Here is a 24,265-nt window from a genome sequence, read left to right as displayed (position 1 = left end):
AAGCCCTTGCTTTTATGAAAAAATAGGGTATAATGGTGAAAACACTATCTTTAAGGAGATTACTTATGAAATCGAAAAAGTGGCTCTTAGGAGCAGGTGCTGTTTTGAGCGCAGCCCTACTGTTAACTGCTTGTGGGCAAAGTGAAAAGAAGGCGGATGCTCCCAAGACATTCTCTTATGTCTACGCTATGGATCCATCTTCTTTGGACTATAGTGTGACGAGCAAGAGCTCAACCTCTGACGTTATAGCAAACGTTGTTGATGGTCTTTTGGAAAATGATAAGTATGGGAACTTAATTCCATCACTTGCAGAAGACTGGTCTGTTTCAAAGGATGGTTTGACTTACACCTACAAACTTCGTAAGGGTGTAAAATGGTATACTTCTGATGGAGAAGAATACGCTGAAGTTAAAGCTAAAGACTTTGTTACTGGGCTTAAACATGCTGCTGACGGAAAATCAGATGGTCTTTCTTTGATTCAAGATTCTATCAAAGGTTTGGCAGAGTATGTTAGTGGTGAGAGCAATGATTTCTCTATCGTAGGAGTTAAGGCTGTTGATGATTACACGGTAGAGTACACGCTCAACAAACCAGAGAGTTTCTGGAACTCTAAGGTCACAACTGCAACCATGCTTCCGGTTAACGAAGAATTCTTGAATTCTAAAGGGAGCGACTACGGTGCACCAACCCCATCAGGTATCCTATATAATGGTCCTTATTTCTTGAAATCATTGACTTCAAAATCAGTCATTGAATATGAAAAGAATCCAAACTACTGGGATAAGGACAATGTCAAGATTGACAATATTAAACTAACTTTCTACGATGGATCAGACCAAGAATCTTTGATTCGTAGCTTTACACAAGGAGCTTATACAACAGCCCGTCTCTTCCCAACAAGCTCAAACTTTGAGTCAACTAAACAAGAGTACGGCGATAAGATTGTCTACAGTCCACAAGAAGCGACAAGCTACTACCTCACTGTTAACGTAAACCGCCAGTCTTATAATAAAACAGCCAAAACAGACGAAGCTCAAAAAACATCAACGAAAGAAGCTCTTCTCAACAAGAACTTCCGTCAGGCGCTGAACTTTGCCCTTGACCGTCATTCTTATACTGCTCAGTTGAATGGTGAAGAAGGTGCGAACAAGATTATCCGTAACAGCCTAGTGCCTCATGACTATGTTCAAGTTGGTGAAAAGACCTTTGGAGAGTTGGCACAGGCAGAGCTCGTTTCATATGGAGACCAGTGGAAAGATGTAACCCTTACAGATGGCAAGGATACGATTTACAGTCCTGAAAAAGCTAAGGCAGCCTTTGCTAAAGCCAAAGAAGAATTGCAAGCCAAGGGGGTTACCTTCCCAATCCATTTGGATATCCCGGTTGAACAAACAGATGTAATCGCGGTTCAACAAACCAACTCACTCAAGCAGTCAATCGAATCATCACTTGGTACAGAGAATGTCATTGTCGATGTCCTTCAAATGACCGATAATGAAAAAATGAGCATTACGTCTCAAGCCAAGGTTCCATCTCAAAAAGACTATGACTTGAACGGAACTGGTTGGGGACCAGACTATCAAGACCCAGCTACCTACCTCAACATTCTTGATGCTAAGAAGGGTTCAGCCCTTAAACACTTGGGAATCACTCGCGGAAAAGATCCAGAAGTGATGGCACAAGTTGGACTGGACGAATACAAGAAACTCCTGGATGATGCTGCAGCTGAAACCAGCGACCTTAATAAGCGTTATGAAAAATACGCTAAAGCTCAAGCTTGGGTGTCTGATAGCTCACTATTAATCCCAGTTGCTTCTTCAGGTGGTTCTCCAACGGTTAGCCGTACTGTACCATTTACAAAAGCTTACTCTCAAGTCGGGATCAAAGGGGATCCATTTGTGTTCAAAGGATTGGAGTTACAAAATGACGTTGTGACTGCAAAAGAATACGAAGAAGCCTTCAAGAAATGGCAACAAGAAAAAATCGAGACAAATGCGAAATACCAAAAAGAACTTGAAAAACACGTTAAGTAATCTATAAACAGGAAAGGAAGTTGCAGGGAACTGTGCTTCCTTTTTTGTTTTGAGACACCAGTTGTCATAAAAGTAGTAACTTTACATTTTTGAATAAATTTGATAAAATATGGTTATGTTATAAAAAGTGACATAAAGGAGTGAGTGATGATCAAAATGAAAAAAAGACTAATCGGGATAGGTCTTGCCTTAGCGACAGGGATTTTGCTCTCTGCATGTGGACAGTCCAACACAGATACTAGCACTTATTCATCAACATTTAGTGCGAATCCAACAACTTTTAACTATCTTCTAGATTATTATGCAGATAACACCGCCGTTATTACCAATCTCGTAGATGGTTTGTTAGAAAATGACAGCTATGGGAACCTCGTACCTGCTCTTGCGGAGGATTGGTCAGTTTCGGCGGATGGTTTAACCTATACTTATAAACTCAGAAAAGACGCCAAGTGGTACACTGCTGATGGAGAAGAGTACGCTCCAGTCAAAGCTCAGGATTTTGTCACTGGGATCAAATATGCCGCGGACAACAAGGGGCAAGCTATGGATCTGATCCAAAATTCAATCAAGGGATTGAATGACTATGTGACGGGTGTGACCAATGATTTTTCAACTGTTGGTGTCAAAGCCTTGGATGATTACACAGTCGAGTACACTTTGACTCGACCAGAACCGTACTGGAATTCAAAGACAACCAATAGTATCCTTTTCCCAGTCAACGAAGAGTTTTTGAAATCAAAGGATAAAGATTTTGGTACCTTGACACCAGACAGTATCCTTTATAATGGTCCCTATCTGTTAAAAGATTTTACATCAAAATCTTCGATCGAATATGTGAAGAATCCACACTATTATGACCATGACAAAGTAACCATTGAAAAAGTTAAGTTAGCCTATTTCGATGGGTCAGATCAGGAGATGACCATTCGAAACTTTGAAAGCGGTGCTTACTCGATTGCAGGAGTCTATCCAAATAGTTCGAACTATGCTAAGACAAAAGAAAAATACCAAGACAATATCGTCTATAGCTTACAAGACAAGACATCTTGGTACTTTAACTTTAACGTCAACCGCAAAACCTATAATCATACCGCTAAAACAACGGACGAACAAAAGAAATCAGCTCAAACAGCTATCTTAAATAAAAATTTCCGTCAGGCTATCAACTTTGGTATTGATCGAACAGCCTACTCTGCTCAATCTAACGGTGAAGAAGCAGCGAGCAAAACCCTTCGTAATACTCTAGTTCCTCCAACATTTGTCCAGGTGGGAGATAAGACCTTTGGAGAAGTAACAGCTTCTAAGCTTGTGAACTACGGAACTGAGTGGTCAGGTATCAATTTGGCAGATGCTCAAGATGCCTACTTTAACAAGGAAAAGGCCCAAGCGAAATTTGCGGAAGCTAAAAAGGAATTGGAAGCCCAAGGCGTGACTTTCCCAATCCATTTGGATGTCCCTGTTGATCAGACGAATAAAAATGCGGTTTCTGGTATGAACTCGGTTAAACAAACCCTTGAAACAGTACTAGGTTCTGACAATATCGTCATTGATGTTCAACAGCTTTCTACAGATGACTTTGGAAATGTTGCCTTCCTAGCACCAAATCCAGCAGCTCGTGACTACGACCTAAACTTTGATGGTTGGGTTGGTGATTACCAGGATCCATCAACTTACCTAGATCCCTTCAATGCTGAAACTGGCTTCTATCTCAAGATTTTTGGTCTTGATGCCAAGGAAGCTTCAGAGCTCATTAAGAGTTTGGGGCTCGATACCTATACACAACTCCTGAAAGAAGCAGATGCTGAGAACAAAGATGTTGCTAAGCGTTATGAAAAATACGCTGAAGCTCAAGCTTGGATGATTGACAATTCTCTAGTCATGTCTGCTATGTCAAATGGTGGTACAGCCTCTGTAACCAAAGTAACTCCGTTTACACGTGCCTACTCCCTAGTAGGTATCAAGGGTGACGGAAATAATTATAAGTACATGAAATTACAAAAAGACCCTGTTACCAAGAAACAATTTGACGAAGCCAAGGCTAAGTGGGAAGCAGAAAGTAAAAAAGCTATCGAAAAGAGCCAAAAAGAGTTTGAAAACCACGTAAAATAAGATGAGAACAAGGTTTCCTATTCAGGAGCCTTGTTTTTGTATCCGTTAAACTAAAAACGAGTAAATGACCTGAGTTTTTTTTGGAAAAAAGGTATAAATAAAAACGCTTAACTATAATGAATGAATGGCATTTATTATTGGTTTATGATATAATGGTTTTAATTATGAAGGTTTAGGAGATTATTATGAGTAGACGCTCAAAGAGAGCTCGTTTAGGGAATGCGAAGCGAAATATTAATATATTCTTATTAGCCATTTATTTTTATTGAGTGGTTTTTTGTTGTTCTTGATTTTTAAACATAATATCCTGGCCTTTAGATATCTCAATATTCTGGCTACGATTTTAATTCTAATTTCTATTGTAATTGCAACTCTACTGATAGTTTATAAAAAAGCCGAGAAATTCACGGTTTTCTTTTTGACGCTTGCTGTACTAGTCAGTTCTGTCTCACTCTTTGCACTTCATCAGTTTGTAGGGTTGACCAATCACATCAATGCGACATCAAACTATTCAGAGTATTCGATGAGTGTGGTCGTTTTGAAAGATAGTGAAATCAATAATGTGACCCAGTTGGATAGTGTAACAGGTCCGACTGAAACAGATAATGATAATATCCAAAAGTTGGTGGCGGATATTAAGACGACACAGAGTAAAGACTTGACAGTTGAACAGAGTACTTCTTATCTAGCAGCTTATAAGAGTCTGCTTTCTGGCGAAACGAAAGCAATTGTCTTAAATAGTGTCTTTGAAAATATCATTGAAGCAGAGTATCCAGATTATGCTTCAAAAATCAAAAAAATCTATACAAAAAAATTAACTAAGGATGTTGCGGCTCCAAAGGTATCAAAGAATAAAGCTTTCAATATTTATGTGAGTGGTATTGATACCTATGGTCCGATTAGTTCAGTATCTCGTTCAGATGTGAATATTCTAATGACTGTGAACCGAGATACCAAGAAAATCCTTCTGACTACAACGCCTCGAGATTCCTATGTTCCGATTGCGGATGGAGGAAACAATCAAAAGGATAAATTGACCCACGCTGGAATCTATGGAGTGGACTCGTCAATTCATACTTTGGAAAACTTATACGGGGTTGATATCAATTACTATGTTCGTTTGAACTTTACCTCTTTCTTGAAGTTGATTGACCTTTTAGGTGGCGTTGATGTCTATAATGATCAGGATTTCACTTCTTTGCATGGTAAGTACCATTTTCCTGTAGGAAATGTTCATCTAGATTCGGAACAGGCCCTTGGCTTTGTCCGTGAGCGCTACTCTTTAGCAGATGGAGACCGTGACCGCGGTCGGAACCAGCAAAAGGTCATTGTTGCTATTATTCAGAAGTTGACGTCAACTGAGGCTTTAAAAAACTACGATAACATCATCAAAGGATTACAAGACTCTTTGCAAACCAATATGCCGCTAGAAACCATGATGGATTTGGTCAATACCCAGCTGGATAGTGGTGGTAAGTATAAGGTTAATTCTCAAGACTTGAAAGGAACGGGTAGAACAGATCTTCCATCCTATGCTATGCCAGATAGCAACCTCTACATGATGGAAATTGACGATAGTAGTTTAGCTGCTGCTAAAGCTGCTATCAATGATGTGATGGAGGGCAAGTAGCATGATAGATATCCATTCGCACATCGTTTTTGATGTGGATGATGGTCCAAAGTCAATAGAGGAGAGTAAAAAACTACTTAGAGAGGCCTATAGTCAAGGAGTGAGAACAATTGTTTCAACATCGCATAGACGAAAAGGGATGTTCGAAACTCCTGAAGAAAAAATCGCAACCAACTTTCTGAAGGTGCGAGAAATGGCTAAGGAAGTTGCGGATGACTTAATCATTGCCTATGGAGCAGAAATCTACTATACGCCAGATGTTGTTGAGAAGTTAGAAAAGAAATTAATCCCAACCCTTAACGATAGTCGCTATGCTTTGATTGAGTTTAGTATGAATACAGCCTATCGAGATATGCATAAGGGATTGAGTGATATTCTAATGTTAGGTATTACACCCGTCATTGCCCACATTGAACGTTACGATGCTTTAGAAAACAATGAAAAGCGCGTGCGAGAACTGATTGATATGGGATGTTATACTCAGGTTAATAGTTCTCATGTTTTGAAACCAAAACTATTCGGAGAAACCTATAAATTCATGAAAAAGAGAGCGCAGTATTTCTTGGAACGAGATCTGGTTCACGTGATAGCAAGTGATATGCACAACTTAGATGGTAGACCTCCTCATATGGAGGAAGCCTATGATATCATTGCCAAAAAATACAGTGAAGATAAGGCTAAGGAACTTTTTAAGGATAATCCCCGAAAAATAATAATGGATCAATTGATTTAGGAGAAAAAATGAAAGAACAAAATATGATGGAAATCGATGTATTTCACTTGCTTAAAATCCTTTGGAAACGAAAATTTTTAATTGCTTTGGTGGCATTCGTGACAGGGACAGTAGCATTTGTCTACAGTAGTTTTATTGTGAAACCAGAGTTTACCAGTACTACCCGCATTTATGTGGTCAACCGTAATCAGGGAGATAAGCCAGGTTTGACCAACCAAGACTTGCAAGCGGGATCTTACTTGGTAAAAGACTATCGTGAAATCATTCTCTCGCAAGACGTTTTAGAAAAAGTTGCGACTGACTTGAAACTAGAACTCCCTCCAAAAGATCTAGCTAGTAAAATTAAGGTGACAGTTCCAGTGGATACGCGTATTGTTTCTATCTCTGTTACAGACCGTGCACCTGAGGAAGCTAGCCGTATTGCCAACTCTTTGAGAGAGGTTGCTGCTCAAAAAATCATCAGTGTCACGCGAGTTTCAGATGTGACAACGCTTGAAGAAGCGCGTCCTGCAACATCCCCATCGTCTCCAAATATCCGTCGCAATACCATGGTTGGATTTCTTGCTGGAGCGGTTGTAATGGTTGTTACGGTTCTCCTAGTTGAACTCTTGGATACACGAGTGAAACGCCCAGAAGATGTTGAGGATGTTATGCAAATTGCACTCTTGGGAGTTGTTCCAAACTTGGATAAATTGAGATAGGAGATAGAAATGCCAACGTTAGAAATTGTACATAAAAAATTGGATCAGGCAAGAAAAGCTGAAGAGTACTACAATGCGCTTCGCACCAATATTCAACTGAGTGGGAATAATTTAAAAGTAATTGCAATTACATCTGTAAAGCCTGGGGAAGGAAAATCAACAACTTCTACTAATATTGCTTGGGCTTTCGCGCGTGCGGGATATAAGACACTGTTAATCGATGCGGATATCCGTAATTCTGTCATGTCGGGTGTTTTTAAATCACGTGAAAAGATTACAGGGTTAACAGAATATTTATCAGGGACAACAGACTTATCGCAAGGTTTATGCGAAACAAATGTTGAAAATTTATTTGTTATCCAGGCAGGTTCTGTATCCCCAAACCCTACAGCTTTGCTACAAAGTGGAAATTTTGCAACTATGATTGATACTCTGCATAAATACTTTGATTATATCATTGTTGATACCGCACCGATAGGAGTTGTTATTGATGCTGCAATCATTACACAGAAATGTGATGCTTCTGTTTTGGTGACTGCGGCTGGTGAAACAAATCGTCGCGATGTCCAAAAAGCTAAAGAACAACTCGAACAAACAAGTAAACCATTTCTAGGAGTAGTTCTAAATAAATTTAATACTTCAGTCGAAAAATATGGCTCCTATGGAGCATATGGAAACTATGGGAATTATGGCAAAAAATAATAAATAGCCTAGGGAAGATATTATGGAAGAAAAGGGATTGAAGATTTCTTTGGCAGTATTCCAGAGTTTTCTTGTCATTATTTTAGCTTATTTACTCAGTTTTGTTAAAGAAACAGAGATTGTATACACTTCAATGGTTATCCTATACATTCTCCATTATCTTGTCTTTTATATTAGTGATTATGGACAAGATTTTTTCAAAAGAGGGTACTTGGCTGAGTTTATCAAAATAGCGAAGTATATTATTTTCTTTGCATTGGCAATAAGTATTTCTAATTTTTTCTTGAAGGAACGCTTTAGTATTTCAAGACGAGGAATGATCTACTTTTTAACAATGCATTCCGTGTTACTATATCTATTGAATCTATGTATTAAACGCTATTGGAAACTTCTATTACCAAATTTTAAAGGGAGAAAAAAAGTTTTCTTGATTACGGCTACGTCTAGAGTAGAGAGGGTAATAGACAAACTGTTAGAATCAAGTGATTTTTTATGGGAATTAGAAGCTGTTAGTGTTCTAGATCAGCATAATTTTCAACATGAGCACTTAAAAGTAGTACCAGTTGAAGATGTTTTAAATTTTGCAACTCATGAAGTTGTTGATGAGGTTTTTATCAATCTGCCTAGTGAGGAGTATAATATTGAAGATTATATCTCTCTTTTTGAAACAATGGGAATAGATGTGACAGTTAACCTAAATGCTTTTAACGACTATTTGGGTAGTGATAAAAAAATTCGTGAAATGGCAGGTTTGAATGTTGTAACCTTTTCAACAAAATTTTACAAGCCTAGTCATGTAGTTGCCAAACGAATTGTAGATATTTGCGGAGCTATTGTTGGACTTGTTCTGTTTGCTGTAGTTGGTTTAGTATTGGTACCACTGATTCGAAGAGATGGTGGGTCGGCCATTTTTTCTCAAACGCGTATTGGAAAAAATGGTCGTCGCTTTACTTTTTATAAGTTTCGTTCTATGCGTGTAGATGCGGAAGAGATTAAACAACAGCTGATGAATCAGAATACGATGCAGGGCGGGATGTTCAAAATGGATAATGACCCACGTGTTACACCAATTGGACGGTTCATTCGTAAGACAAGTTTGGATGAGTTGCCACAGTTTTGGAATGTACTAATTGGGGATATGAGTTTAGTAGGGACTCGTCCTCCAACTATTGATGAGTATGAAAAGTATACGCCAGAACAGAAACGTCGTCTCAGTTTTAAGCCTGGGATTACAGGTTTATGGCAGGTTAGTGGACGAAGTGAAATCAAAAATTTCGATGAAGTTGTCAAATTAGATGTAGCTTACATTGATGACTGGACAATCTGGAAAGATATTGAAATATTGTTAAAGACCGTTAAAGTGGTCTTTATGAGAGATGGGGCAAAGTAATTTCTGCCCTTCAGTCTTGTTAGGAGAGAAATGAAACAGTCAGTTTATATTATTGGTTCAAAGGGGATTCCTGCCAAGTATGGAGGATTTGAAACCTTTGTTGAAAAATTAACCGAATATCAAAAAGACAGCAACATACAATACTATGTTGCTTGTATGCGCGAAAATTCAGCCAAGTCTGGTATTACGGAAGATCAGTTTGAGCACAATGGAGCCATTTGCTTCAACATCGATGTACCCAATATCGGACCAGCTCGTGCTATTGCTTACGATATCGCAGCGATCAACAAGGCTATTGAATTGGCTAAGAAAAACAAGGACGAGGCTCCCATTTTTTATATTCTAGCTTGTCGCATCGGTCCTTTTATTTCTGGACTTAAGAAAAAAATTCGTGCCATTGGTGGCTCCTTGCTAGTAAATCCAGATGGCCATGAATGGCTGCGAGCAAAGTGGAGTTTACCAGTTCGTAAGTATTGGAAATTTTCAGAGCAGCTCATGGTCAAACATGCAGATTTACTGGTATGTGATAGCAAAAATATCGAACAATATATCCAAGAGGACTATAAACAGTATCAACCAAAGACCACCTATATTGCCTATGGAACGGATACTGCTCCTTCAAGCCTGAAGGCAGAAGATACCAAGGTTCGGAACTGGTATCAGGAAAAAGGAGTTAGCGAAAATGGCTATTATCTAGTAGTGGGACGATTCGTTCCTGAAAACAACTACGAAGCCATGATTCGTGAATTTATCAAGTCCAAGTCCAAGAAGGACTTTGTCCTCATCACAAATGTGGAGCAGAATAAATTTTACGACCAGTTATTACAGGATACTGGTTTTGACAAAGATCCTAGGGTTAAATTTGTTGGGACTGTCTATGACCAAGAGTTGCTCAAGTACATTCGCGAAAATGCCTTTGCCTATTTCCATGGGCATGAGGTTGGAGGGACCAACCCTTCTCTACTGGAAGCCTTAGCATCCACAAAACTGAATTTGTTGCTAGATGTTGGCTTTAACCGTGAGGTTGGTGAAGATAGTGCCATATACTGGAAGAAAGACGAGTTGGCAGATGTGATTGAAGAAGTGGAAAAATTTAATGAGGAAATGATTTTAGAGTTAGATAAGAAATCAACTCAACGCATTGCATTTGCATTTACGTGGGAAATGATTGTGTCAGACTATGAGGAAGTCTTTAGGTAGGGGGTTAGTTTGAAGGTTTTAATTCAAAGTAGAGAAAATTTTTTTACCATGCGTGGTGGGGATACTGTTCAAATTGAAAAAACAAAGGAGCAACTTGAAAAGTTTGGTGTAGAAGTAGATATAAGTTTAGAATTAGAGCCAGATTTATCGAGCTATGATATAGTGCATTTAACGAACGTTACCCGTATCCAAGAAACATATATTCAAATGAAAAATGCTAAAAAACAGGGTAAGAAAGTTGCATTATCAACTATTTTTTGGCCAATGGAAGATTTTGAAAAGAAGGCACAAATTGGTATCAGAAAAGTGATTAGTCATCTATTGTCAATTGATAATATTGAACGTGCTAAGGCTTTTGCTAGGATGCTAAAATCAAAGGAATCCCGTAATCAGGTGACAAAAAATTTGATTACGATTGGATATACAGCGATGCAGAAATATGTTATTGAAAATACTGATTTATTTTTGCCGAATTCTGAGATGGAAATGCAGAAGTTATTTGAAACATTTAATACTCGTTCAGATGATTATGTCATTGTTCCGAATGGTATAGATAAAGAGAATGCTCTAAAATATTTGAGTGTTTCTGATGCTAATGAATTTTCTAAATTTAAAGATGCTATTATTTCTGTGGGGCGCATTGAACCAAGAAAAAATCAATTAAATCTTGTAAAAGCTTTGAAAGATTCAGAATACACGCTTGTTTTGGTGGGGGCGGTGTCAGATAACCATAAAAATTACTTCGCAGAAATAAAAAAATATTTAGACTCAAATCCAAATATTCATTATATTTCTAAAATTAACAACGATAAACTTTATGAGCTTTATAAAGTTTGTAAGGTTAATACTTTACCCAGCTGGTTGGATACTCCTGGATTGGTTAATTTGGAATCTGCAGCAATGGGGTGCAATCTAGCTATTAGTAGTCGAGGAACAACAACTGAGTATTTTGGAGATGAAGCTTTCTATTGTGAACCAGATGATATAGCAAGTATCAGAAGTGCTATTGATGCCGCTTTTAGCGCACCTCGAAATGAGCATTTACAGCATAAGGTTTTAACAGAGTACACATGGGAGAAGGCTGGTCAACAAACCTTGTTAGGTTATAAAAAATTGTTGAAAGAATAAAATTTATGGTTTAGGCTAATGAATATAGAGAACATAATTAGAAATGCTACTGGTAAGCAAGTGAATGTTGATTGATCAGTTTCAGCTTCTTAAATATTGAGTAGAGGTATATATTGCTTTAAGAGATTAATTTGTGAAATTCTAAACCGTTTGAGTCTGAAAAAAAGTTTATTTATCGGATAAAGACGGCTACTTGGTTTTGAAAAGGCTTAAAGTTAGGGAGAAATATTAATATCAGAGATTGTGTAGTAATTGATGCTTTGTCTAGTAGGAGTCTAATACTTGGAAATCATCCAATAATAGGTGCTTCGGATTCAATATCTTCGTTAGGTATAGGAATTAAATAGGAGATAATTCCTCTTTTGGTGATTATATTCTATTCGGTGCAGTAGGCGGATTACATACAGGGAACAATATAATATTAGGGACGTTTGTCCGTTTTTATGCCGAAAATCATAATTATGATAAAGCTAATGTTTTAATTCGAGAACAAGGAGTAAATTGGGAAGGAATTAAGATAGGGAATAATTATTGGCTAGGATTTGGAGCAGTCTTTTTGGATGGGGCATCTATAGGCAATAGCTGTGTAGTTATTGCTAATTTAGTAGTTACAAAGTTTATTTCCAGATAAAGTTATAATCGATGGTGTTCCTACAAAAATACTTGGCAATCGAGAGTTTCCGAAGTTAGAAATAGTAATTGTGGAGAAAGATATATAGATTTTATACCTCACACATATATATTTTTTTGTAAAAGATATATATAATATAGTTGATGTTAAGGTAAAGAAGGGAAACAATATATGAAAAAAGTAATGATTGTATTCGGGACACGCCCTGAAGCGATTAAGATGTGTCCATTAGTTGAAGAACTAAAGAAAAGCAATAAGTTTGAAACAATTGTTTGTGTAACTGGACAACATAGAGAAATGTTACAACAAGTATTGGATGTTTTTTCTATAGTTCCTGATTATGATTTGGATATTATGAAAGAAGGACAAACACTTTATAGTATCACAACAACTATTTTAGATAAGATTAAACCAATTTTAGAAACTGAAAAGCCAGATATTGTTTTAGTACATGGTGATACAACAACAACATTTGCTACTTCATTGGCGGCCTTTTATTCAAGTACGAAGATTGGTCATGTAGAAGCTGGTCTAAGAACTTATAATTTACAGAGTCCATTCCCAGAAGAATTTAATAGGCAGGTTGTTTCTATTGTTTCAGATTTTAATTTCGCTCCAACAGAGCAAGCTAAGAGGAATCTGTTGCAAGAAGGTAAAAAAGAAGCAACAATATTTGTTACTGGAAATACTGCTATAGATGCTTTACGTACAACTATTACTGAATCTTATACTCACCCAATTTTAGATTGGGTAGGTGATAGTAAATTGATTCTTTTAACTGCGCATAGACGTGAAAATTTAGGTGTACCGATGGAGAATATGTTTAGGGCTGTAAAACGTGTTTTAGCAGAACATAATGATGTAAAAATTTTATATCCAATACATAAAAATCCCAAGGTTCGCAAAATCGCTCACAAAATATTTGGTGATGAAAATCGCATTAAATTAATTGAGCCTTTAGAAGTTATTGATTTTCATAATTTTATGAAGCGGTCTTATATGATTTTAACAGATTCTGGTGGGGTTCAAGAAGAGGCACCTTCTCTTGGAAAACCCGTTCTTGTTATGCGCGATACTACAGAGCGCCCAGAAGGTGTAGAGTCAGGAACTCTAAAACTTGTTGGGACAAAAGAAGAAACAATTTATAATGAATTCACTAATCTATTAAATGATCAGAATCTTTATAATCAGATGAGCAAAGCTAGTAATCCTTATGGTGATGGTTTTGCTAGTACTAGAATTGTACAAATACTGGAAGATTATTTATAAGGTAATTCCGTTGTTTTTTTACTTTATTAGGTTAAAATAGAATTGATTTTGGTACTTATAATAATTATCCTTTAAAATCAAATTGCAAATGATGTTGAATTAAGATACCTTTTTCTGTCGGTAACCAAAGTACATATTCTAAAGGATTAATAATGCAAAAGTACCTGACTGTTTTTTTCAGTATTTTAATTCCTTATATTAGAATTGGTTTCATAAAAGTAGAATGATTCAATATTGGATTAAGCTATTCTTCTATAAGAAAATCAACGTATACAATGATGGATTGATAAAGAGTTTATTCAGATCAAAAAGAATAATTATTCTAATATCAGCAGTAATTTTATTTATCAAGAAAAATTTAGAATATGTATTAAATGTTATTTATAGATTTAATGGAACTTCCTAGTTTTAATTCTTTGTGGGACTGCAACTCAACCATGGAGAGTTTATGTATAAAATTCTAACACTCGGATGTAATCAGATACTGTAGCTGATTTATTGAGAGATACGTTAGGGATTTTTGAATTGCTTGTTTTATTAAATAAAAGATATTGATTTATGGGCGGATTATATGGCTATGTGACAAGCAATGACTATATAAATTTCAATTCCATGGAGTTAAATATTTATTAAAAGTATCGAGTGTAAAGGTTTTAGAGTTTGAAAAATATCCTTTCATAAAATTAATGAAAAGCTTACTTGTTCTTAAGAAGGAGAGACTTAATGGTAGAGAAGATTGATTTTGTTGTTACATGGGTTGACGGAAGTGACCCATTATGGCAGGAAAAAAAATCAAAGTATGATGGCTCAGTCAATACATCTAAAAAGAGTATGAATTCCGTAAAGGCTTATCGAGAATGGGGAACCTTTAAATATTGGTTTAGAGGGGTAGAAAAATTTGCCCCTTGGGTCAATAAGGTTTATCTTGTGACTGATCAGCAAAAACCCTCTTGGTTAGATATAGATAGCGATAAATTGGTGTTGGTAGATCATACAGAGATTATCCGTAATGACTACTTACCAGTTTTTTCTGCTAACCCTATTGAAAGCAATATACACCGAATATCTGGGCTTTCTGAGCACTTTGTATTCTTTAATGATGATGTTTATCTAACAGCTCCAGTTGAACCGACAGATTTCTTTTCAGAAGAAGGATTACCAAAGTATAACACGGCTTTGTCACCGATTGTTCCACAACCATATGGGACAGCACATTTCCAAGTGAATGACATGGAAATTGTAAATAGCTATTTCAGTAAAGGTGAGATTCTTAAAAATGGTAAATTTTTATCACTCAAGCAAGGTTGGAAAAATATTATCAAGACTTTTCTCTATAGAAATACTAAATTTATTTGTGGTTTTTGGGAAAATCATCTGGCGCATCCCCTCTTAAAGTCAACTATGGAGTTGGTGTGGGAAAAAGAAACTGCTATCTTGGAAAAAACATCGGCTAGTCGCTTTAGAAATCCATCTGATACTAATGTTTGGCTATTTAAATACTGGCAGATTGCCAGTGGGAAATATGAAATTGCTGACCCTAAATTGGGTAATTTGTTCTCTCTTGATGATGCGGGCCCTGATTTTTGGAAACTATTAAATTCTAGAAAATATAAAATTATGTGTATCAATGATAGTTTAGACGTGAAGGATGAAGAGAAAGTAATGGTAGATTTCATAAGAGCTATGGGTCAACTTTTCCCAGAAAAAAGTTCATTTGAACTTTAAACATCTAATTGAGTAAGAGAAAGAAAAGAAAATATGATTTCGGTAATTGTACCTATTTATAATGTGGAGGAATATCTTCGCTATGCTATGGAAAGTTTGGTCAATCAAACCTATAAAGATTTTGAAGTCATTTTGGTTGACGATGGTTCCACTGATAATTCCGGGCAACTATGCGATCAATATGCAAGTGACTATGAATGGGTATCGACCTATCATAAAGTAAATGGTGGATTGTCTGATGCTAGAAACTATGGTGTAACTAAAGCTAAAGGGGATTGGATTGTTTTCCTAGACCCAGATGACTATTTTGAGCCTTGTGCCCTTGAGCTTTTAATGGAACTCCAAAAACGTACAGGTGCTCGGATTGTTGCAGGAAAAGGCAAGGATACCTACGATCATGATTCTTATCAAAACTACCAAATAAATGAAGAAATGCTAGCGAAAGCAACCCTTCTTTCTTCTGAAGAAACTTTGGTAGAGATGCTCTATGGTACAATTGCTACGGTCTCTGCCTGGGCTAAACTCTTTCCGAGAGATATCGTAGAAAAACACCCCTATCCAAAAGGGAAAATCTATGAAGACTTATATGTTATTAGTGATTACCTGAAAGAAGTGGAATCAGTTTGTGTGATTGATTTAGGTATCTATCATTATTATCGTAGACCAAACAGTATTACCTTATCAAACTTCAATAGTAAACACTATGATTTTTATGCTTCTATGGATCATTTGGAAGAAGTTGTTCAGAAGGACTATGCTGCCAATACAGAACTTGACGATGCTGTCATCGCCCGTTTGTTCATCGGTAGTCTCCACATTTTCATCTTAATCTCAGATTCTTCCAAAGAGGAAATCCTTCGTATTCAAAGCAAGATTCGACCTCATCTAGGAAGAGTATTGAAAAATAAGCGGATTAACTTGAAAAATAAGGCGATCTATGTGATGTTATCATTGGCTCCAGGTCTGTATTATCGTTTTAAAAAATTAAAAAAAGCCTCAATGGAATAAAAGAGGTTAGAGATTAGAAAAGGAACAAGAAAATGTTAAAGATAGAACGCGATAAACTGTTGGTGGCAGTGGTTCTAACATTAGTTATTTCTATAGATATGATTAATACTTCAATGTTAGCACCCATCTTGCCACACATCCCCAGTCTCATACCTTTTTTTGGGGTACTCTTTTTAGCAGTTCGTTTTCTTTATATCAAACACTACTCTTTGACTTTTCTTATCTTTGCCCCGCTTATGCTTTTAGCGGGCTGTATGATGTACTACACGACTGGTAACCTAAATGCTTCAATGTATCTGTTTTTGATTATCTTTCTTTACAGAGTTGAGTTTGAGAGTGTTCTAAAACTATATGTGGGATTGGGTTTCTTCTTTGTTCTGATGATTGTCTTACTTTCTAAGATTGGAATTCTTCCCAATCTGCAGTTTATTCAATATCGTTCTGCTGGACTTGTTGTTCGTAACTCCTTTGGCTTTATCTATCCTACCGACTTTGCCTCTCATTGTTTTTACCTTTATATGGCTTTCTCCTACCTGAATAGAAATCGGTTCATCATTCTACGAACCTTATTAGGTTTGGGCTTGGCAGCTTTTATTATCAACTATTGTGATGCCCGCCTAAATGCAGGTTCCATCGTAGTAGCAACAGGAATCTTTCTCTACTTTTATTATCGAAGAAATACTAGATCAGCCGTATTCTCTGTCATGCCCTTCGCTGCAGGGATGGCATCAGCTGTCATGGTTTATCTTTCTAAAAACTTTAGTTGGTCCCACCCTATGTATGTAACTCTCAATAAATTTACGAACATGAGATTATACTTGGGACATGAAGCTCTAAAAAAATACCCTGTGCAGTTGTTTGGGACCCGAGGGATTTCCTTTGTGGGATACGGAGGCAAGACCGAAACCGTTATGAACTACGACTATGTCGATTCGTCTTACGTTCAGATGTTATTCACTTACGGCTTAATACCGGTGGTGTTATTGGTAGGTCTCTACATGGTTCAGTCCTGGTCACTCTACCGTAGAAAGAACTATTTACTGTTAGCTTGTCTGGCCATTGTAGCTGTCAACTGCATGTTTGAGGCCTTCTGGGTTCGTCCATCTTACAATATCTTTATGTTCCTTCTTTTTGCTACTATTCCAGCGATGGAATTTAAAGAGGAAAAATATGAGATGAGGGAAGCTGTGTGAGAGTTTTAAAAAATTATTTGTACAATCTGTCCTATCAGTTACTTGTCATCGTCTTACCTGTGATTACAACACCTTACATCACTCGGGTTTTTTCTTCGGATGATTTGGGGTCTTACGGATACTATAACTCTATCGTGACTTATTTTATCCTACTAGCGACGCTTGGAGTAGCGAATTATGGGACCAAGGAAATTTCTGGCCATCGTAAGGAAGTCGAAAAGACCTTCTGGGGTATTTACAGTTTACAAGTTCTTTCAACCTGTTTAGCAGTTACGCTTTATATAATTGTCTGCTTGCTTGTACCATCGATGAACAATCCAATTGCCTATATACTTGGCTTTAGTTTGCTGTCTCGTGGTTTTGATATCTCTTGGCTTTTCCAAGGATTAGAAGATTTCAAAAAAATCACTGCTCGTAACACAATGGTCAAACTTCTAGGGGTTGTTTCGATTTTCCTATTTGTCAAGCAGCCATCCGACTTGTACTTGTATATCATCCTCTTGGTTGCCTATGATCTACTAGGGCAGTTGAGTATGTGGCTTCCTGCTCGCGAACACATTCGCAAACCGCATCTGGATGTAGCCTATGCCAAACAGCATATCAAGCCAGTCATTCTCTTGTTTCTGCCGCAGATTGCCATTTCGCTCTACATCACACTAGATCGCACAATGTTGGGTGCCTTGTCTTCGACCAAGGATGTTGGGATCTATGATCAAGCCTTGAAATTATTGAATATTTTGTTGACCATGGTAACTTCGCTAGGTAGTGTCATGTTGCCTCGAGTATCCAACCTCCTATCATCAGGCAATCAAAAGGCGGTTAACAAGTTACATGAAATGTCTTTCTTAGTGTATAACTTGGTTATCTTTCCGATGATTGCGGGGATTTTGATTGTCAACAAAGATTTTGTTCAATTTTTCTTGGGGCAAGACTTCCAAGACGCTCGTTATGCGATTGCCATCATGGTCTTTAGAATGTTCTTTATTGGTTGGACCAATATCATGGGAATTCAAATCTTGATTCCTCACAATAAGAATCGTGAATTTATGCTGTCAACAACTATTCCAGCTATTTTCAGTGTGTGCTTGAATCTCCTCTTGATTCCGCCTCTGGGCTATATTGGAGCTTCAATTGTATCTGTTGCGACTGAAGGTTTGGTCTGGCTGATCCAACTCTACTTTACACGTTCGTATCTAAAAGAGGTTAAGATCCTTCCATCTATGCTAAAAATCCTTCTAGCAGCACTACTGATGTACGGCGCCTTGTATTCTCTACAAGCTTTCATTAACTTCTCGTCTGTTGTGAATGTCTTGATCTATTCTCTGCTTGGCTTCCTAGTCTACGGTGGCTTGGTTTTGGTCTTACGTGTCTTGGATTTTCAAGAACTAAAAAGTGTTTTAAAGAAATAAGGAGATTTTATGTACGATTATTTGATTGTCGGTGCTGGCTTGTCAGGTGCAATCTTTGCCTACGAAGCTAACAAACGTGGCAAGAAGGTGAAGGTGATTGATAAACGAGAACACATTGGTGGGAATATCTATTGCCAATCTATTGAAGGAATCAATGTCCACAAGTATGGGGCTCACATCTTCCATACATCCAATAGAAAGGTCTGGGATTATGTCAATCAGTTTGCGGAGTTTAACAATTACATCAATTCTCCTATTGCCAACTATCAAGGACATCTTTACAATCTGCCTTTCAATATGAACACTTTCTATGCTTTGTGGGGGACAAAGACACCCCAAGAAGTCAAGGACAAGATTGCTGAGCAGACGACACACATGCAAGATGTTGAGCCTAAAAACTTAGAGGAACAAGCCATTAAGTTGATTGGTATGGATGTCTATGAAAAGCTAATCAAGGGCTACACCGAAAAGCAATGGGGGCGTTCTGCTACTGAACTACCACCCTTTATCATCAAGCGTTTACCTGTTCGATTGACCTATGATAACAATTATTTCAATGACCGTTACCAAGGAATCCCGATTGGTGGTTACAATGTCATCATCGAAAAGTTGTTGGAAGGAATCGAAGTAGAGCTTAATACAGATTTCTTTGCTGATCGGGAGAACTTGGAGGCTTCAGCAACTAAGATTGTCTTCACAGGGATGATTGATCAGTTCTTTGACTACAAGTTTGGTGAACTAGAGTATCGTAGTCTCCGTTTTGAGCATGAGATTTTGGATCAAGAAAATTATCAAGGAAATGCTGTAGTCAACTATACTGAACGTGATATTCCCTATACGCGAATCATCGAACACAAACATTTTGAGTTTGGGACTCAAGCCAAGACCGTTATTACTCGTGAATATCCAGCAGATTGGAAAAGAGGAGATGAACCTTACTATCCAATCAATGATGCCAAAAACAATGCTATTTATGAGCAGTATCTAGCAGAAGCTGAGAAAAATGGGCGCGTTATTTTCTGTGGGCGCTTGGCAGATTATAAATACTATGATATGCACGTGACTGTTGAACGTGCATTGGATGTGGTAGAAGAAGAACTAGGGAGTATCTAAGAACATCACGGATAAAGGGGAGAAAAGGTGAAATATTATCTGAAGGATTCATTTCTGCATAATGCACACGAAAAGAATGCAGGGAGTAAGGCACGAAATGACGTGGAAGCTATTCTAATCTCAGAGGGTTATGAGGGCTTGGAGCTCAAGGTTGAGAATTGGTATAAGATGAATTTCTTTAAAGCTCAACAACACAAATATCGTGCGACCAAGTCTGTGTTTGATCAGTTGGGAGCTGGAGATGAATTGGTGATTCAGTTCCCTATTATCCACCATACATTTTTCATCTCACAACTCATCAAGCAGGCGCAAAAAAGAGGAGCAAAATTCTATCTTTTGATCCATGATATTGAAACCTTGCGTCATGCAGCAGGTTCGGAAGTGAAATTCCGTCATAAAGTGCGCAATTACTTCCAGGAAAAGAAAGCTTTGATGTCAGTGGATGGCATTATCGTTCATAACGATATCATGAAGAAAGTTCTGGTAGGTCAAGGAGTGCCAGCAGATAAAATGGTTAGCTTGGAGATTTTTGACTATTTGATTCCAAACTTTGCTGAAAAACCAAATCTCCAAAAAGACCAGCCTATTATCGTAGCTGGAAATTTGAACCCTGCAAAGTCAGGTTATCTTTATAACTTGCCAGACCAGCCCGCCTATAACTTGTATGGAGTGGGCTATGATGAAAGTCGTGCATTGAAAAACACCACCTACTTTGGTTCCTTTATGCCGGATGACCTTCCAGCTGCTCTTGAAGGTAGTTTTGGTTTGGTCTGGGACGGAGACAGCTCAGAAACCTGCCAAGGTTCTTACGGAAACTATCTACGCTTTAACAACTCGCACAAGGCCTCTCTTTATTTGGCTTCGGGCTTTCCTTTGGTGGTTTGGAAAGAGTCTGCCCTTGCGCATTTCGTTCTGGATAAACAGTGTGGTCTAGCAGTTGATTCTCTACACGACCTTCAAAAAGTACTAGATGATTTGACACTTCAAGACTACAAGGAACTTTCAGAACAAGCTAGGAAAGTTGGAGCTGCTCTTCGAGACGGAGCCTATTTAAAAGCTGCCTTATCCAAATTGAAGTAAATTCCTTAGGGAATTTGGGACAAAATAACACATAATATAGGATAGGTAATTAGCTAGAAAGGAAGCCTATTATGAAAGGTATTATTCTTGCGGGTGGTTCGGGAACGCGCCTGTACCCACTTACTCGAGCTGCGTCAAAACAGCTGATGCCGGTTTATGATAAACCCATGATTTACTATCCTTTGTCAACCTTGATGTTGGCAGGGATTAAGGACATTTTGATCATCTCAACGCCACAGGATTTACCCCGTTTTAAGGACCTGCTCTTGGATGGTTCCGAATTTGGGATCAAGCTTTCCTATGCGGAACAGCCAAGTCCCGACGGACTTGCTCAGGCTTTTCTTATCGGTGAAAAATTTATCGGCGACGATAGTGTTGCTTTGATCTTGGGGGATAATATCTATCATGGACCTGGTTGGAGCAGAATGCTTCAAAAGGCAGCCAAGAAAGAGAAAGGTGCGACTGTTTTTGGTTACCAAGTGAAGGATCCAGAGCGTTTTGGTGTGGTCGAGTTTGATACAGACATGAATGCTATTTCCATAGAAGAAAAACCGGAGAATCCTCGCTCCAACTATGCTGTGACGGGTCTTTATTTCTATGACAATGATGTTGTAGAGATTGCCAAACATATCCAACCAAGCGCTCGTGGAGAGTTGGAAATCACAGATGTTAACAATGCTTATTTGAAACGTGGGGATTTGTCTGTTGAGGTTATGGGTCGTGGTTTTGCCTGGTTGGATACAGGGACGCATGAGAGTCTGTTAGAGGCCTCCCAATATATCGAAACGGTTCAAAGGATGCAAAATGTTCAGGTTGCCAACCTGGAAGAAATTGCCTACCGAATGGGTTATATCAGCCGTGAAGATGTGCTGAAGTTGGCGCAACCACTTAAAAAGAATGAATACGGGCAATACTTGCTTCGTTTGATTGGAGAAATCTAGATGGCAGATAATTTTTTCGGCAAAACACTTGCAGTGCACAAGATTGATGCCATTCCAGGTTTGTTAGAGTTTGATATTCCGGTTCATGGTGACAATCGTGGCTGGTTTAAGGAAAATTTTCAGAAAGAAAAGATGCTACCGCTTGGTTTTCCTGAGAGCTTCTTTGCTGAAGGGAAACTCCAGAATAACGTTAGCTTTTCTCGCAAAAATGTTCTCCGAGGCCTCCATGCTGAACCTTGGGACAAGTACATCTCAGTAGCAGATGGTGGCAAGGTTCTGGGTTCTTGGGTTGACCTTCGTGAGGGTGAGACTTTTGGAAATGTTTATCAGACAGAGATTGATGCAAGTAAGGGAATCTTTGTCCCTCGTGGCGTAGCCAATGGTTTTCAAGTCCTCTCGGATACAGTTTCTTATAGCTATCTGGTCAATGACTACTGGGCACTTGAACTCAAACCGAAATACGCCTTTGTCAACTATGCAGACCCAGCTTTGGGCATCCAGTGGGAAAACCTAGCAGAAGCAGAAGTTTCGGAAGCAGATAAAAAACACCCGTTGCTCAAAGATGTTAAACCTTTGAGTAAAGAGGATTTGTAATATGCTTGGTGGTGAATTTTTAAATAAGAGAGAAAACAAGAAATGGATGTTGAATTTACTTTTATCAGTAACATTGCTCTCTTTAAACCAAGTATTCTCATCATTGAGTAAGAATACCTATGAAGTTTCAGTATTGGAAATTTTTAAAATTTCTAGTACATCTGCTATTATAATGTTTATGGGACTCTTTACCAGTGAAGAGAACTTTGACATATGGATTGGTGGAATTAAGAGTTGGTCTAGATTAAGGAAAATAATTTGGCTTGTTGCACTAATAACTTTATCTTTATTAAACTACTTTATTTTTGATAAATTCTTAGTACCAAGCCTTAATACCGTTGATTTATTTATCTATGAATCAGGTTTGTTACGTAATGCATATATTCTACTAGTAAATATCCCTCAATATTTAATGTTATTATGTAATGGCTTGATTTTGTGGATTGAAATAGCTTCATCTTCATTATTTATATCCTTACCTATTAACTTTATTATTGCTTTTTCCTATGACTGGATTGAGAAAAACTTCCTTAATATTGATAATGACTGACTGATATTTAAGTATTACTAAGTACTTGTTCCATAAAAAACGAAGGAATAGAAAGAATTTTATGACAGAATATAAAAAAATTATCGTGACAGGTGGGGCTGGTTTTATCGGTTCTAACTTTGTTCATTATGTTTATAATAACTTTCCAGATGTTCATGTGACAGTACTGGACAAGCTGACTTATGCGGGTAATCGTGCTAATATTGAAGAAATTTTAGGTGACCGCGTTGAGCTAGTTGTTGGAGATATTGCTGATGCAGCCTTGGTTGATAAGCTGGCAGCTGAAGCTGATGCTATCGTTCACTATGCGGCAGAAAGCCACAATGATAACTCGCTCAATGACCCGAGTCCATTTATCCACACCAACTTCATCGGAACTTACACACTTTTGGAAGCCGCTCGTAAATACGACCTTCGCTTCCACCATGTGTCAACTGACGAAGTCTATGGTGACCTGCCTCTGCGCGAAGATTTGCCAGGCCATGGAGAAGGTCCAGGTGAGAAATTTACGGCTGAAACCAAGTACAATCCCAGCTCGCCTTACTCATCAACCAAGGCAGCTTCAGACTTGATTGTCAAAGCTTGGGTGCGCTCATTTGGTGTTAAAGCGACTATTTCCAACTGTTCAAACAACTATGGTCCTTACCAGCATATCGAGAAGTTCATTCCGCGCCAAATCACCAATATTTTGAGTGGAATCAAGCCAAAACTCTATGGTGAAGGTAAGAATGTCCGTGACTGGATTCACACCAATGACCATTCATCAGGTGTTTGGACGATTCTAACCAAAGGTCAAATCGGGGAAACCTACTTGATTGGTGCGGATGGTGAGAAGAACAATAAGGAAGTCCTGGAACTCATTCTCAAGGAAATGGGGCAACCAGCTGATGCTTATGACCATGTGACGGACCGAGCTGGTCATGACCTTCGTTATGCTATCGACGCTAGCAAGCTCCGTGATGAATTAGGGTGGAAGCCAGAGTTTACCAACTTTGAAGCAGGTCTCAAAGAGACCATTAAGTGGTATACAGACAACCAAGAATGGTGGAAATCTGAAAAAGAAGCGGTAGAGGCTAACTATGCTAAAACGCAACAAGTGATTAAATAATCAGATACTAAAAAGCAA

19 protein-coding genes and 1 pseudogene are annotated in these 24,265 nt (G+C 38.0%); all 20 read left to right on the top strand.

The window, feature by feature from the left end; genetic code table 11:
• Window positions 1-65 precede the first annotated feature (65 nt).
• The 20 genes and pseudogenes from SORDD25_RS05435 (at window position 66) to rfbB (ending at window position 24,247) form a co-directional block, all read left to right on the top strand.
• Window positions 66-2,033: a peptide ABC transporter substrate-binding protein gene (locus tag SORDD25_RS05435; protein ID WP_061852914.1), complete on the top strand. Its 1,968-nt coding sequence runs from the start codon at window positions 66-68 to the stop codon at window positions 2,031-2,033.
• Between the two features lie 147 nt (window positions 2,034-2,180).
• Window positions 2,181-4,142 carry a peptide ABC transporter substrate-binding protein gene (locus SORDD25_RS05430; RefSeq protein ID WP_081103654.1) on the top strand — a complete coding sequence of 654 codons (1,962 nt, stop codon included), beginning with the start codon at window positions 2,181-2,183 and terminating at the stop codon, window positions 4,140-4,142.
• A gap of 185 nt (window positions 4,143-4,327) precedes the next feature.
• Window positions 4,328-5,772: pseudogene (gene cpsA, locus SORDD25_RS05425) on the top strand (LCP family glycopolymer transferase CpsA).
• Between the two features lies 1 nt (window position 5,773).
• A complete protein-coding gene (cps4B, locus tag SORDD25_RS05420; RefSeq protein WP_049479875.1) occupies window positions 5,774-6,505 on the top strand; it encodes a capsular polysaccharide biosynthesis protein Cps4B in 732 nt (243 codons plus the stop codon).
• Window positions 6,506-6,513: 8 nt separating this feature from the next.
• Window positions 6,514-7,206, top strand: coding sequence for a capsular polysaccharide biosynthesis protein CpsC (gene cpsC / locus SORDD25_RS05415; protein WP_061852913.1), 693 nt, complete (start codon window positions 6,514-6,516; stop codon window positions 7,204-7,206).
• Between the two features lie 9 nt (window positions 7,207-7,215).
• Window positions 7,216-7,908 carry a tyrosine-protein kinase gene (locus tag SORDD25_RS05410; RefSeq protein WP_061852912.1) on the top strand — a complete coding sequence of 231 codons (693 nt, stop codon included), beginning with the start codon at window positions 7,216-7,218 and terminating at the stop codon, window positions 7,906-7,908.
• Window positions 7,909-7,930: 22 nt separating this feature from the next.
• On the top strand, window positions 7,931-9,298 hold the full coding sequence (locus SORDD25_RS05405) for a sugar transferase (RefSeq protein ID WP_061852911.1): 1,368 nt from the start codon (window positions 7,931-7,933) through the stop codon (window positions 9,296-9,298).
• Between the two features lie 30 nt (window positions 9,299-9,328).
• A complete protein-coding gene (cps2T, locus tag SORDD25_RS05400) occupies window positions 9,329-10,498 on the top strand; it encodes a beta 1-4 rhamnosyltransferase Cps2T (RefSeq protein WP_061852910.1) in 1,170 nt (389 codons plus the stop codon).
• Between the two features lie 9 nt (window positions 10,499-10,507).
• Window positions 10,508-11,626, top strand: a complete 1,119-nt coding sequence (locus SORDD25_RS05395; RefSeq protein ID WP_061852909.1) for a glycosyltransferase — start codon at window positions 10,508-10,510, stop codon at window positions 11,624-11,626.
• 802 nt (window positions 11,627-12,428) lie between these two features.
• Window positions 12,429-13,526 carry a non-hydrolyzing UDP-N-acetylglucosamine 2-epimerase gene (wecB, locus tag SORDD25_RS05390; RefSeq protein WP_061852908.1) on the top strand — a complete coding sequence of 366 codons (1,098 nt, stop codon included), beginning with the start codon at window positions 12,429-12,431 and terminating at the stop codon, window positions 13,524-13,526.
• A 723-nt stretch (window positions 13,527-14,249) separates the two neighbouring features.
• The gene (locus SORDD25_RS05385) at window positions 14,250-15,251 is read left to right on the top strand and encodes a stealth family protein (protein WP_061852907.1); all 1,002 of its coding nucleotides are present in this window, start codon (window positions 14,250-14,252) and stop codon (window positions 15,249-15,251) included.
• Window positions 15,252-15,284: 33 nt separating this feature from the next.
• Window positions 15,285-16,259 carry a glycosyltransferase family 2 protein gene (locus tag SORDD25_RS05380; protein ID WP_061852906.1) on the top strand — a complete coding sequence of 325 codons (975 nt, stop codon included), beginning with the start codon at window positions 15,285-15,287 and terminating at the stop codon, window positions 16,257-16,259.
• A 32-nt stretch (window positions 16,260-16,291) separates the two neighbouring features.
• Window positions 16,292-17,452, top strand: coding sequence for a hypothetical protein (locus SORDD25_RS05375; protein WP_061852905.1), 1,161 nt, complete (start codon window positions 16,292-16,294; stop codon window positions 17,450-17,452).
• Window positions 17,449-18,861 carry a flippase gene (locus SORDD25_RS05370; protein ID WP_061852904.1) on the top strand — a complete coding sequence of 471 codons (1,413 nt, stop codon included), beginning with the start codon at window positions 17,449-17,451 and terminating at the stop codon, window positions 18,859-18,861. The genes SORDD25_RS05375 and SORDD25_RS05370 overlap by 4 nt, the downstream gene beginning before the upstream one ends.
• A 9-nt stretch (window positions 18,862-18,870) precedes the next feature.
• Window positions 18,871-19,974, top strand: coding sequence for a UDP-galactopyranose mutase (gene glf, locus SORDD25_RS05365; RefSeq protein ID WP_061852903.1), 1,104 nt, complete (start codon window positions 18,871-18,873; stop codon window positions 19,972-19,974).
• Window positions 19,975-20,001: 27 nt separating this feature from the next.
• Window positions 20,002-21,054 (top strand): glycosyltransferase, encoded by a 1,053-nt coding sequence (locus SORDD25_RS05360; protein WP_061852902.1) that lies wholly within the window; start codon window positions 20,002-20,004, stop codon window positions 21,052-21,054.
• Window positions 21,055-21,125: 71 nt separating this feature from the next.
• Complete coding sequence (gene rfbA, locus SORDD25_RS05355) at window positions 21,126-21,995, top strand: glucose-1-phosphate thymidylyltransferase RfbA (protein ID WP_061852901.1); 870 nt, start codon at window positions 21,126-21,128, stop codon at window positions 21,993-21,995.
• Window positions 21,996-22,589 (top strand): dTDP-4-dehydrorhamnose 3,5-epimerase family protein, encoded by a 594-nt coding sequence (locus SORDD25_RS05350; RefSeq protein ID WP_061852900.1) that lies wholly within the window; start codon window positions 21,996-21,998, stop codon window positions 22,587-22,589. It abuts the gene before it with no gap.
• 1 nt (window position 22,590) lies between these two features.
• Complete coding sequence (locus SORDD25_RS05345; RefSeq protein WP_061852899.1) at window positions 22,591-23,139, top strand: hypothetical protein; 549 nt, start codon at window positions 22,591-22,593, stop codon at window positions 23,137-23,139.
• A 61-nt stretch (window positions 23,140-23,200) separates the two neighbouring features.
• Complete coding sequence (rfbB, locus tag SORDD25_RS05340) at window positions 23,201-24,247, top strand: dTDP-glucose 4,6-dehydratase (RefSeq protein WP_061852898.1); 1,047 nt, start codon at window positions 23,201-23,203, stop codon at window positions 24,245-24,247.
• Window positions 24,248-24,265: the final 18 nt, after the last annotated feature.

This window comes from Streptococcus oralis (genome assembly GCF_001579525.1).
In the GTDB taxonomy this organism is placed as follows: Bacteria; Bacillota; Bacilli; order Lactobacillales; family Streptococcaceae; genus Streptococcus; species Streptococcus oralis_M.
The sequence above is the reverse complement of the archived record's forward strand: the minus strand, read 5'-3'. Positions and strand labels throughout refer to the sequence as shown.